The organism is Enterococcus sp. AZ120 (assembly GCF_050546165.1).
In the GTDB taxonomy this organism is placed as follows: Bacteria; Bacillota; Bacilli; order Lactobacillales; family Enterococcaceae; genus Enterococcus; species Enterococcus faecalis.
This window is the reverse complement of record NZ_CP172950.1, coordinates 544631-556866: the sequence shown is the minus strand read 5'-3', so window position 1 is coordinate 556866 and position 12236 is coordinate 544631. Positions and strand designations below refer to the sequence as shown.

The 12236-nt window shown below is 36.8% G+C and carries 10 protein-coding genes, 1 tRNA gene and 1 riboswitch; of the genes, 2 read left to right on the top strand and 9 right to left on the bottom strand.

The window, feature by feature from the left end:
- Nucleotides 1–91 precede the first annotated feature (91 nt).
- A complete protein-coding gene (locus tag IGJ46_RS02720) occupies nt 92–754 on the top strand; it encodes a TetR/AcrR family transcriptional regulator (RefSeq protein ID WP_002358755.1) in 663 nt (220 codons plus the stop codon).
- Between the two features lie 80 nt (nt 755–834).
- Here IGJ46_RS02720 and IGJ46_RS02715 read toward each other — a convergent pair whose 3' ends face one another.
- The 5 genes from IGJ46_RS02715 to rpoN form a co-directional block, all read right to left on the bottom strand.
- A complete protein-coding gene (locus IGJ46_RS02715) occupies nt 835–1626 on the bottom strand; it encodes an alpha/beta hydrolase (protein ID WP_002355660.1) in 792 nt (263 codons plus the stop codon).
- A 38-nt stretch (nt 1627–1664) separates the two neighbouring features.
- Complete coding sequence (locus IGJ46_RS02710; RefSeq protein WP_218391442.1) at nt 1665–3131, bottom strand: MDR family MFS transporter; 1467 nt, start codon at nt 3129–3131, stop codon at nt 1665–1667.
- 171 nt (nt 3132–3302) lie between these two features.
- Nucleotides 3303–4487: a methionine adenosyltransferase gene (gene metK / locus IGJ46_RS02705; protein ID WP_002355656.1), complete on the bottom strand. Its 1185-nt coding sequence runs from the start codon at nt 4485–4487 to the stop codon at nt 3303–3305.
- Nucleotides 4485–4580, bottom strand: a riboswitch (SMK box riboswitch). Its footprint overlaps the gene before it by 3 nt.
- 122 nt (nt 4581–4702) lie before the next feature.
- A complete protein-coding gene (locus tag IGJ46_RS02700; RefSeq protein WP_218391441.1) occupies nt 4703–6580 on the bottom strand; it encodes an acyltransferase family protein in 1878 nt (625 codons plus the stop codon).
- 200 nt (nt 6581–6780) lie between these two features.
- Complete coding sequence (rpoN, locus tag IGJ46_RS02695; RefSeq protein ID WP_002366210.1) at nt 6781–8112, bottom strand: RNA polymerase factor sigma-54; 1332 nt, start codon at nt 8110–8112, stop codon at nt 6781–6783.
- Between the two features lie 58 nt (nt 8113–8170).
- Here rpoN and IGJ46_RS02690 point away from each other — a divergent pair.
- A tRNA-Arg gene (locus IGJ46_RS02690) sits at nt 8171–8242 on the top strand.
- A gap of 656 nt (nt 8243–8898) precedes the next feature.
- On the opposite strand, the gene IGJ46_RS02685 is transcribed toward IGJ46_RS02690, so the two are convergent.
- The 4 genes from IGJ46_RS02685 to IGJ46_RS02670 all read right to left on the bottom strand — a co-directional run bounded on the left by IGJ46_RS02685 (nt 8899) and on the right by IGJ46_RS02670 (nt 12092).
- Nucleotides 8899–9099: a cold-shock protein gene (locus tag IGJ46_RS02685; RefSeq protein ID WP_002355647.1), complete on the bottom strand. Its 201-nt coding sequence runs from the start codon at nt 9097–9099 to the stop codon at nt 8899–8901.
- Nucleotides 9100–9332: 233 nt separating this feature from the next.
- Nucleotides 9333–9740: an NUDIX hydrolase gene (locus IGJ46_RS02680; RefSeq protein ID WP_194180887.1), complete on the bottom strand. Its 408-nt coding sequence runs from the start codon at nt 9738–9740 to the stop codon at nt 9333–9335.
- A 25-nt stretch (nt 9741–9765) separates the two neighbouring features.
- A complete protein-coding gene (locus IGJ46_RS02675) occupies nt 9766–11553 on the bottom strand; it encodes a glycerophosphoryl diester phosphodiesterase membrane domain-containing protein (RefSeq protein WP_194180888.1) in 1788 nt (595 codons plus the stop codon).
- Between the two features lie 29 nt (nt 11554–11582).
- On the bottom strand, nt 11583–12092 hold the full coding sequence (locus tag IGJ46_RS02670; RefSeq protein WP_002398102.1) for an SA1002 family membrane protein: 510 nt from the start codon (nt 12090–12092) through the stop codon (nt 11583–11585).
- Nucleotides 12093–12236: the final 144 nt, after the last annotated feature.

Sequence of the window (12236 nt, the reverse complement as noted above, 5' to 3'; positions counted from 1 at the left end):
ACAAGTTAATTTTTCACAAGTTTTTCCTATCATAAAGTGTACCTTCTTTTTGATAAACTTACGAAGATAACGTTTAATAGGAGCTAAAATCATGGAACCGAAATTATCAAAAGACACGATTATTGCAGCCGCATTTTCTTTGTTAGAAAAAAGTCCCACTTTAGAACAACTTTCTATGCGTAAAGTCGCCAAACAGCTTGGTGTACAGGCGCCCGCAATTTATTGGTATTTTAAAAATAAGCAAGCCTTACTTCAAAGTATGGCTGAAGCGATTGAAGAGCACTTTCAAGAACCTGCATTATGTGGTGAATGGTATTCTGACTTACTGGCCTTCATGGAAAACTATTATGATCTCTATCAACAATTTCCCTGTGCCGTAGCTATCGAAATCCAAACCGTCCCTGCCTATCCCCAACGATTACGCCATTTGAATCAAATGATGGGCATTTTAAGAGAAGCAGGTTTTTCACCAGAAATGACTCATTTAGCAGTAACGTCTTTACAACATCTTTTATTTGGGATGATTATGGACGCAACGGAGGAAAAACAGCTCGTTTCGCAAGTATTGAACGGAGATGACTATTTAAAAGAACAAGTGCTGCACATGAAACAATATGTCTCCGACAATGAGTTAACGTACATGGAGGAAAGCATTCAATTTCGACACTCCATCCACCAAAAATCCGCCTTTATTCAAGCCGTTAAAACCTACTTAGATGGGTTGCAAGCAGACAACACATCTTCATCTAAATAAAAAAAGCCCTTGGTCCGTCAGTCATTTCGACTGACGGACCAAGGGTTAACTTTTAAAATAAATAGCGAAAACTACTTTCTCTATTTTGGTATTGGTAGCCAAGCCAAGGCTTTTTGAATCCATTCATCCCAGAACACCCAGTCATGTTCTCCTGGTCCAGTTTCAAAAGTGTAACTTGCCTGTGCCTGTTCCAACGCTTGAGCCATCTGTTGATTAGCAGAAAGTAACATATCTTGTTCCCCACAACAAAGGTAAAATTGGGGCATTTCTGTTTGGCTTTCTACTAATTGTTGTAATAAATACAGCGGATCGTGAATGGAACCTTCAATTTGATCTAACGGGCCAAAAATACCTTCCCAATAGCTTCGCTTACGGACTTTTAATAATTCCCCAAAACTAGTGGATGATAAACTGACTGCCCCAGACAAAGAAGCAACGGCTGCAAAAGATTCTGGTTTCGCTAATCCTAATTTCAAGGCGCCATAACCACCCATTGACAAACCAGCGGCAAAGGTTTTTTCTCGTTTTGTACTTAACTGTGGAAAGAGTTGATGACAAATTTTCGGTAATTCTTCTGAGATAAACGTCCAATAGTTCATATCGTATTGTGTGTCCGTATACCAAGCTAAATCCGTGGACGGCATAATGACAGCAATCCCCAAATCAGCGACATACCGCTCAATAGAGGTTCTGCGAGCCCAGACACTGTGATTCCCTCCCATCCCATGTAATAAATACAACACGGGAATATCTGTTAATGCTGCTTGGGTACTTGTGCCCACTTTTTTTACCGTTTCTTGTGGTAAAATTACGTTCACATTCACTTCCATTTCCAATACATTTGAATAAATATTTGCTTGTAAAAAGGCCATCTACTTTTCCCTCCAATACTCTTTCTATTAGTGTACCACTAAACCTTCGCTCGTTGCACTTTTGCGAAAATATTTAACAAAAGAGCGACAACAACTAAGCCCGCACCGACTAAGTAAACATTATGCAGACCTGCATAGAGGATACCGCGTAATGGTTTTAACAACGCAGCTGGAATTAAATTTGCAGTATGTGGATTCACTAATTGATTCATGACATCTGCATCGACGTTTAACGCGCTCGCTTCCAATTTCGCAAACATTCCTGCATTTAAAATCACACCAAAAATTGACACCATCACAGTCTGCCCAATTGTACGCACCAACGTATTAAACGATGTTGCAACCCCCATTTTTTCAGGCTCCACTGTACTTTGTGCTGTCACCGTAGTCGTTGTGATAGTAATCCCAAAACCAACTCCTAAGACAGAAGACACTACAAAGAAAAGCCAAAACGGAACGGCCATTGGCATTACCACTAAAAAGATGGCCCCGACTAATAGAATCGATAACCCAATCGTTAAGACTTTTTTCATAGCATATTTTTCCATAAAGCTACTTGCTATAAATGATCCAGCCATCCAAAGTAACGACATAGGCGCTAAAACTAAGCCACCAATTCCTGCACTTTTTCCTAAGACACCTTGCATCCACATCGGAATGTAGACATCAATCCCCATTAAGAAACCGCTAATAAGCGCTGCAATAAGATTTACTAAAACAAACGTTGGTTGATTAAATAAATGCAAATCAATCACTGGGTCTTGCGCGCGTTTTTCTATCATCACAAACGCTACAAAAAAGAGCACACTCAAACTCAAACAACCAAATGTTACTAATGTAAAACCATTATCGCTAATCATTTGAAAACCTAGCAATAACGTTAGCAGCACTGCCATCAAAGTAACGCTGCCCAAAATATCCATTGGCATCTTGGTCCGTTCCCGCTTTGGTTCAACTAAGAAAATACTAATCAAGCCCAATAAAACAAGTCCAATAGGAACATTAATGAAGAAAATCCAATGCCAACCGACTGTATCTACAATAAAACCACCTGCTAACGGACCAAAAATACTAGCAATTCCCCAGGCGGCACTGTTTAAACCTAAAATTTTCGCTCGCTTGTCCAATGAATACATATCGGCAATAATCGTTAACGCAACTGGTAAAATTGCGCCTGCACCCACACCTTGAATTGCGCGGGCAATAATTAAAGTCAACATATCTTGAGCAAAGCCACACAACGAGGAGCCCAAAATAAAAATGATAATGCCAATCATGAAGACAGGTTTACGACCAATTTTATCCGCAAGTTTCCCATAAATCGGTGTTAACATCGCATTCGTTAATAAATAAATTGAAAATACCCAGTTCATAATTTCCATGCCATGTAACGAGCCGACAATCGTTGGCATCGCAGTAGACACAATGGTCCCTTCAATGGCTGTCATAAATGTTGCCACAAAAACACTCACCGTGACTAACTTAACATTTGTTTCTTTTGCCATTTGTTCACATCCTTTTCTATTCAATTGTCAATTTTCTAAATTGCTCCATAGCTATTCTATACAAAAAAGAACAAAATGTCTTAAAAAAATGCTTTTTCATAAAAAAATTATTACAAAAAAAAAACAAGAAGTCAGCCAAGTATTGGCTGACTTCTTGTTTTTTTTATTTAATTATTCAGCTAAACTAGCTTTTAACGCTTCAACTTTATCTGTTTGTTCCCACGGTAAATCAATATCTGTTCGACCAAAATGACCATAAGCCGCAGTTTGTTTATAAATTGGGCGACGTAAATCTAGCATTTCAATAATACCTGCTGGACGTAAATCAAAGTTTTTACGAACTGCTTCGATTAATTTACTTTCTGGAAGATCACTCGTACCAAACGTATTAATAGAAATAGACACTGGTTGCGCCACACCAATTGCATAAGCTAATTGGACTTCTACTTTTTTCGCCAAACCAGCAGCAACAATGTTTTTCGCGATATAACGCGCAGCATAACTAGCAGAGCGGTCAACTTTGGTTGCATCTTTTCCAGAAAAAGCGCCGCCGCCATGACGAGCATAACCGCCATAAGTATCAACGATAATTTTACGACCAGTTAAGCCGGCATCTCCTTGAGGGCCACCGATTACAAAGCGACCAGTTGGGTTGATAAAGTATTTTGTTTCATCATCTAAAAGTTCATGAGGGATCACCTCATTGATTACTTGTTCTTTAATGTCTTTTTCGATTTGTTCTAAGGTTGTTTCATCATCATGTTGTGTACTGATGACAATCGTATCCACACGTTGTGGTTGACCTTGATCATCATATTCCACTGTTACTTGAGATTTTGCATCAGGACGTAAGTAAGGTAAGACTTTTTCCTTCCGCAATTCTGCTAAACGGCGAACCAAACGATGACTTAACGCGATCGGTAATGGCATTAATTCTGGTGTTTCGTCAACGGCAAAACCAAACATTAAGCCTTGGTCACCAGCGCCAATATCGTCTTTTTCATCTTGATCACGCACTTCTAAGGCTGCGTCAACCCCTTGAGCGATATCAGGTGATTGCTCATCGATTGCTACAAGAACTGCGACAGTCTCTCCATCAAATCCATATTTTGCTCGTGTATAACCAATATCTTTCACAGTTTGACGAACAATTTTTTGGATATCTACATAAGCTGTTGTAGAAATTTCTCCAAATACTAGGACTAAACCAGTTGTTACGGATGTTTCACATGCCACGCGGGCCATCGGATCTTTCTCCAAAATCGCATCTAAAATTGCATCACTGACTTGGTCAGCTACCTTATCTGGATGTCCTTCTGAAACGGATTCTGATGTAAATAAATGTCTTTCTGTCATAATGTTATTCCCCCTAAATAGTTTCGGTTACAAGGCATCTTTAGTAAGTAACGACAATTACTTGCTAAATCCTTTCGGGAACTTGTAACAAAAACAGTATACCAGATATCTAAAAAAAAAGCTTAGGTTTTCAAGAAAATCATTAAATTACCTATATTTGCTTTTCCTATAACAAAAAACTTCCAGCCCCTTTCATCTGAGCTGGAAGTTTCTTGCTACTGTAAAATTTTCTCCGCGATAAAGTGTGTATATTGCTCGCCACCTGCCACATTTGGATGAACTCGGTCATCATAAAACCAATCATCATGGGCGTTACTATAATTAAACCAGTCAATGACCGTTAAGTTATCGTATTTTTTGTCCATTTGACTAAGTAAACTATTCACTTGATTTTGCCATCTTCTAGTTGGGACGCGAACATTAATCCAATAAACTTTTCGATTACCTAACGCTTTCATAAATTCATCAAATTGTGCCTCTGTAAAAGGACCATTCGTACCTAAACTCACTAAAACAGTATCTTTAAGCATTTTCTTTTTGTCTAGTTCACCAATTAGTGAAATGCTACTATACAATTGACGGCCCACTTCCCCATCGATAATCATTTTAGGGAAAATATCTTGTAACCCGCTAGCACCATCTAGAATAACAGAATCACCAATAGTTGTGATTTCTAAATTCTGCGCTTTTTTTACTTGCTCTGGGGTGAGTTGTGCGGGTAGAACGTCTTGGCTTTCACTCGGTTTTGTACTACTTTCTGTGGACGTGCTACTATTTTTCGTGCCACTTTCTTGGACTTCTTTTTTACGTTCTTCAATTTTTTGCTGATTTTTCGCAATATTTTTTTCTAGTTGCTCTTGTTGCGCACTTTTAGCGTTTGCTGGAGCCACAATTAAACCGAATACTGCAATCACGCTAATCACTGTCATAAAGGCCATTGTCCCTTTTTCACGAAGGTCCCACGGTTTCCGTAAGAACTCAGTGAATTGAGTCCAGACATCCTTATAAGACAATCGTGTCAGTGGATGTTCGATAAAACGATAAGACAATTCGCTCACTACTAAAATTAATGCTATTTCAACCAATGAATGTAGAAAAACATGGTCCGATAAGGTCTTAATCTTGGCCTCATAAAAAATCATGATTGGGAATTGATACAAGTAAATGCCATAACTCCGTTTACCTATCCACGTAAAGACTGGATTCGTTAACCAACGATTCATATCTGCCCCTGGATGTGCAGTGACGGCCACTAAAACGGTGGCTGCCAAACTAATTAAAAACATGCCGCCATAATAAACAAAATTTGTATGATCTGATAATGTTAAAAAGGCTAACACTAAAAGAATTAAGGCACTTAAACCAGCGCCATTTAAGATTTTTTTAGAGGCTTCTGGAATTTCTTCTTTCAAACGTGTGCTTGGCCAAACATACGCCAATGCACTACCTAGTAAAATAGAAAAAACACGTGTGTCTGTTCCATAATAGACACGTGTAGGATCTGCGCCAGGAACATATAAAACGGCCATCAGCGTCACCGAAATTAAGGCGCCGATTAAAACTAAACTGAAAATTCGACCGCGCTTACGAACAAAGCGTTCCAGAAGAATAAAAAGTAATGGCCAAATTAAATAATTTTGCGCTTCAACTGCCAATGACCAAATATGTACAAATGGCGATTGTGTCGCAAATCCATCAAAATAAGAAAACCCTTTAAAAATTTGCCACCAGTTGTTGTAATAAAAAATACTACTAGCGACAACGCTGCGAATATTGTTTAATAAATCCTGCTGAAAGAGTGTAATATAACTAACTGCACTTAAAAGCATCACAATTAATGCTGGATACAGCCGTTTCATCCTTCGCACATAAAATCCTTTTAAATCAATGGTCTGATTTTCTGCCCATTCTTGCCGCAACAAGTCGTTAATAAGATAACCTGAAACAACAAAGAAAATCGGAACACCTAAGTAGCCACCTCGCATGACTTGGGGAAAAAGGTGATACAAAATCACGCCAATTACAGCGATCGTCCGAATGCCATCAAAACCTGTAATATAGCGTTTTTTCTTGCTATTTGCTGTCTGATTCATTTGTGCTTTCCAACTTTTCTATAAAATTATTCTTTTCCTTTATTTAAAGAAGCAAGTAACTTTAATATACGTTTTTTCCTAGGAAATGGCAAGCAAACTTTGCCTCCTTTAGGCTTTTTTTACAATTCAAAAAACCAGCATTTTTTAAATCACAAAAAAACAACCAAAGCTTATGAAAATCACTCATAAGCTTTGGTTGTTTACTCATATCGTTTTCGTTTAGATGAAGATGGAATCCCTAGGGCTTCACGATACTTTGCCACCGTTCGTCGGGATATTTCCATGCCTGAATCTTTTAATCGCTCGACTAATTTTTGATCAGATAACGGTTTACTTTTTACTTCTTCATCAATTAATTTTTGTAGTTGCTTTTTAACCATCGTTGTTGAGACATCCTCGCCATCTTCTTCTGATGAAAGAATACTTGTTGAGAAGAATGAGCGCAATTCAAAGACGCCAAACGTGGTTTCTAGATATTTTCCATTGACCGCACGACTAACTGTCGATTCATGAATAGACAAAGCATCCGCAATTTCTTTTAAAGTCATTGGTTTTAATGGCCGATCTGCTTCTAAAAAGAAGGCTTCTTGACGGCGCACAATTTCTTGCCCTACACGTAAAATTGTATCCCCCCGCTGATTCACTGCGCGCTCTAACCATTCAAATTCGTTTTTCTTATCCTTAATATATTCTTGGACTTCTTTGTCGTCAGTCTCTTGCATTCGTTTGAAATAATTTTCTTGAAAATTTAATGTCGGTCGACCAGCTTTGTTGGAAATCACCACTATTCGATCTTCCTTGATTCGGACAGTTAAATCTGGTCGAATATACAATTCCTCGGTCGCATCAAAAATATTCCCTGGCGCTGGCGATAACGTTTGTATATAATCAAAAATCAATTGAATTTCTGCTAATTCAATCCCGAATTTTTTAGCTAACGGGCCCCATTTACGACTCACTAAGGCATCAAACTCTTCCTCCAATAAAATATACGCTAAATTAGGCGCGGTATCGTCTCGTTCTGTTTGTAGCATCAAACATTCTTGTAAATTGCGTGCCCCCACACCTGCTGGATCTAGCTGTTGTAACAAAGTTAATGCATCTAGCATTTGAATGGCGCTTGCTTCGGTTTTCTCTGCCGCTTCTTCTAACGAAATCGTTAAATAACCATTCACGTCTATATATTCTACTAAAAACAATACCAATGTTCGCAAGTATGTATCGCGGTAATTCAAATGAATTTGATCAATTAAAGACTCAAATAATGATAAATGATAGTCTGGAATTTGATTCATATAATTATTTTCTTCGTCTTGATTGGTGTAAGAACGACTAGTTATCGGAAAATCTGTGGTGTACTGCGTGTCTACTTGTAAATCAATCAATGGATTCTCTAGTGCTTTCGCTTCAACAAAGGCAGCGAGTTCTTCCGTATTAAATTGTAAAATTTGAATGGATTGTTGAAGCTGTTGAGTCATGGCCAACTTCTGGACTTGTTTTTGTTGTTGGGACATTCGTTGCTCAAATTTCATTATTTTCGTCCTCCCTCTTGTAATTTTTGTCAATATCAGCTAAACTAGTATTCGTGCCGCGCCCTTAGTGTAGTGGATATCACGTAAGATTCCGGTTCTTGAGACGGGGGTTCGATTCCCTCAGGGCGCGTTATTTAAATATGTTGATTTATCAACGTTTCTGGACACTCTTTATTCATCTAAAGAGTGTTTTTTTCTTGTTTAGGAATGATTTTTCTATCCGTAGTTTTTTCAAATGTTGCTTGTGGCAAGCTCAATCGCACTTAACGCGACAACATTTGTTCTGCTTCAGCTACAAATCCAATAAGGTTAAAATTCCTCCGTTCCTATTGTAACGCATAACGTTTCCTTTTTCTATCTGCTAAACAAAGTATTACGACAAGCAAACACCTGCTTCTCTCTTAAAGATCCCTTTCTGATTATATAGTAAATTGCTTTTAATTTGTTAATTATTTTACCTAAAACTTGATATCCTAATTAAATAAAGAACCTGGGGCAAAAATCACTTTGGATTTTTGTCCCAGGCTTAAAACCTGATAATTGGCGAGAACAGAACCGTTCAGCTCCGACCTCTAAAATACTTAATTAGAAATATGCTACCCGCAATCACACCAATTATGATTACTAGCCAAAATAATCCACTTACAAGTAACAGCTCAGTTAAGGTCATCTTCAGATTCTCCTCCTTTAAATGGCCTCTGCTTTGTTTTGTTATGTAATTAATGGCGAGATCAGACAACAGCTATCAAAAAAACGGACCAACACGTGGTCCGTTTTCATTCATTATTAAGCTTTTACGATGTTCGTTGCTTGTAAGCCGCGTGGACCTTCTTCAGTATCAAAAGTTACTGCTTGGCCTTCGTCTAAAGTTTTAAATCCATCTGATTGAATAGCTGAAAAATGTGCAAATACATCATTGCCATCTTCACCTGTAATAAATCCAAAACCTTTGTCTGCGTTAAACCATTTTACTGTACCGTTGTTCATATATATTTCCTCCTAGTGCATAAAAATATGCAAGTTATTGCAAAAAATGTTGAGTGGCAAAAGGAGAAGTATAGTTTTTAAATATATAACTCAAATTACTTATCAAAATTGATTACTTAATTACTATAACATATTTACTAGGAATAAACAATGCCCACGACTTTTCCTTGGACTTTCTAAAATAATCAAAGATGCGCTTGACAAAGACCTAGCAAAAGACACTCCTATTCTTTCTATTTCCAGTTAGTTTTGTTTAACTTTAAATAATCACTACGCGCTAAATAATCAAATAGCGGAGCTAATCCTGGTGAAAAATTTACTTCCTCAAACCGCTTAATAAATTGTACGCCTTTAATTTTATTTGGTTCGTTCAGGGTAACTTTTCCTTGGGCTTGTTTAGCAAAATAAAAATGTCCTTGCCAAACGATTGAATCAAAAACGAGTGGTCCAGTAAAAATTTCTTCAAGTTCAGTAATTTCCACTGCTAACTCTTCTTTAATTTCACGAATCGCACATTCCAGCGCTGATTCACCAAGTTCTTGTTTTCCGCCAGGGAAATTCCATGTGTCTGGCCAATCTTTTAAAATAAGAATTTCATCAGATTGATTTTTAAGAAGTACTCGCGAAAATTCTTTTTTCATTTCGTTTAACCCTCTTCTTCATTTTTTATTGAGAAGCCACACTTGGCAGCATAAAAATATAATGCAAAATACGATCCGCATACGACGGATTTTTTTCAAAGTCATTGACTTCTTCATTGACTAACTCCAAATCATCGGTAATCACTCCAGCAACGTCCATAAAGAGCATTTTACTTAATACCTCTGAGTCATTAACTGTCCAAGCATAAACTGCTTTTTTCTGTTGGTCAGCTTTTAAAATGAAGGTATCGTTCAACGTGGTAGCTTCCATTGTATACAAATCAGCTTGTGTTTCTGGAAAAGTGAAATTATAGGGCAAAATAAAACTAACTTTTACTTTTGATTTGGCTTTTTTAAACGCTTTGATCACATTGTAGTCGAGAGATTGAACCTGATGGTTATTCTTTATCAAAGGACGTTCATATTTTTCAATAAAGTTAGATAGCGCACCTTGACTATCTTGTTTAGACGTTTTAATTTCTACTAGTAATTTTTGTTTGGCTTGGTTTGCTTTCGCTAAATAATCATCAAAACTGGCAATTGGTGCTTCTTGGCCATTTTCTTTAACGGTCATTTTTGTTAATTCAGCCAACGTAAATTCTTGCGGCGTGCCATCAACGCCGGCGAGTTCTTGAAGGTTTGCATCATGCATCACAACAAATTGATGGTCTTTGGTTTCTTGAACATCAATTTCAATATAATCTGGTTTAAATTTAATGGTTCTTTCCATAGCAGGAATAGTATTTTGCACGCCATTACTATTGGTGACCCCTCGATGCGAAATAATCAAAGGTTTTGATTCTAATAGCCCTGTTAAGTAAACAGCGTTGAAAATTATATAGCCGCCAAAAATGGTGAATAGTCCTAGGCCCATTCCGATAGTCACTAATTTATTACGTTTCGTTTCTTTGTCAAAGGCAACTTTTGTCGTCGTTTCTGCTTGAACATTTAATTGTGTATATAAGAAATTAATCAGTAATACTGAAAGCCAAGCATTAGAGACAAACTGTAAAAATTGGACAACCGTTAAATTTAAAATACCACCTAGCAAGCTAATGGTATCGCTCAAGGTATCTAACTTCAACTGTAGAAGATAAAGTAACACATAAATAACATACGTTGAAACAAATACCGCGATCGTCACAAATGCAATATTACGAATAATGAACCATAATCGTTTGTTTGTCATTGACCAACTAGCCTTAACTGCCTCGCCCGCTTTTTTTCTCTCCAGAATCATTAATGGAAGCGTGTAAATGAAACGAATAGCTAAATACCAGACTAATAACCCAAAGGCCAGTAACCCAACCAAGTAAGGAATTCGTTGGGACAAAAATTCAACAATAAAATCTGGAATCACAAATTTCGTCAATAGATTACTTTGGAAAATCAGGTTACCAAAAGGGACAATGACAACAAAATAACCGAAAAAGAATAACCACGAACGGGCATCTTGCTTTTTAAGAACCTTAAAAGATGCCTTGGTAACTCCTTTAAAATGAAAGCGATGGTCTTGCCGTATTTGAAAAATCCCTAATAATAAAAAGGTAAACTGATAAAAAACTGCACCTAAAAAAAGTAACAACAAGAGAATTAATAAAACCAGAGCAAGCGGCTTTTCTAACAGTAAATTCAGGTTATTAAACGAAAGATAAGGAATACCTTGAGTTTTTAGTGCGTTGGAAGTAGCCCAACTAAAAGCCCCACCCACCAATAATAATAAGACATTTAAAGTAAAAAATAACCATAAGTACTGCAAGATGTCTTTAAAAAATTGCCTTGTTCCATTTTTAAATGTTTGCCAAGCAGACATACAAACTCCTCCATTCTAAAAGTATCTGATTAAAGTTCTTCCATACGAATCCTAAATAAAACAACGGCAATCCAAATTGAAATAAATGATGGCAAAATAACAATAATGATTGCGACTGGCTCATCAATAGTCCCTTGTAACATATTTTTTACTTCTGAAGAAACAATAAACTGATCAAAAATCACTTGATAAATAGTAACATAAATCAATACCCATTGAATATAATATTCAATTATTTTCATTAAAGCGATGGGTAAAACAATTTTTTTCGTCGTTAAATTCAATAAAAAATATAACAAAAGACTCGTACTGATGATAACGACTATCCCTAAAAGAAATAACGACTCTAACCGCTGCCCTATTACGTTTGCAACGCCTATTGTTAATAATAAATACATAGCTACCGAAATTAAGATGCTCACACTTAGCATAACAGAAAACAAAAGTAATGCCTTAAGAAAAAGCCACTTATCAACTCTTTTATTTCCAATCAATAAACCTAAAAGAATCACCGACAAAAGTAAAATCAATTCAATCATTCGTTCCTCCTTCCAAAACAAATGAAAGTAAATTCATATGTTCGCGTTTATTTTACCAAACCAAAATGTATTTGTAAAACATTTCACATGTTATTTAATAAACGACTAACACTATAAAAAAGACAAGTTTCCTAATAAAGGAAA

Excerpts from the sequence above, each read along its gene's own strand:
- IGJ46_RS02720 (WP_002358755.1), top strand. The coding sequence starts at position 92 with ATGGAACCGAAATTATCAAAAGACACGATTATTGCAGCCGCATTTTCT.
- metK (WP_002355656.1), bottom strand. The coding sequence starts at position 4,487 with ATGACAGAAAGACATTTATTTACATCAGAATCCGTTTCAGAAGGACAT.
- IGJ46_RS02710 (WP_218391442.1), bottom strand. The coding sequence starts at position 3,131 with ATGGCAAAAGAAACAAATGTTAAGTTAGTCACGGTGAGTGTTTTTGTG.
- IGJ46_RS02685 (WP_002355647.1), bottom strand. The coding sequence starts at position 9,099 with ATGAACAACGGTACAGTAAAATGGTTTAACGCAGACAAAGGTTTTGGA.
- IGJ46_RS02700 (WP_218391441.1), bottom strand. The coding sequence starts at position 6,580 with ATGAATCAGACAGCAAATAGCAAGAAAAAACGCTATATTACAGGTTTT.
- IGJ46_RS02680 (WP_194180887.1), bottom strand. The coding sequence starts at position 9,740 with ATGAAAAAAGAATTTTCGCGAGTACTTCTTAAAAATCAATCTGATGAA.
- IGJ46_RS02675 (WP_194180888.1), bottom strand. The coding sequence starts at position 11,553 with ATGTCTGCTTGGCAAACATTTAAAAATGGAACAAGGCAATTTTTTAAA.
- rpoN (WP_002366210.1), bottom strand. The coding sequence starts at position 8,112 with ATGAAATTTGAGCAACGAATGTCCCAACAACAAAAACAAGTCCAGAAG.
- IGJ46_RS02715 (WP_002355660.1), bottom strand. The coding sequence starts at position 1,626 with ATGGCCTTTTTACAAGCAAATATTTATTCAAATGTATTGGAAATGGAA.
- IGJ46_RS02670 (WP_002398102.1), bottom strand. The coding sequence starts at position 12,092 with ATGATTGAATTGATTTTACTTTTGTCGGTGATTCTTTTAGGTTTATTG.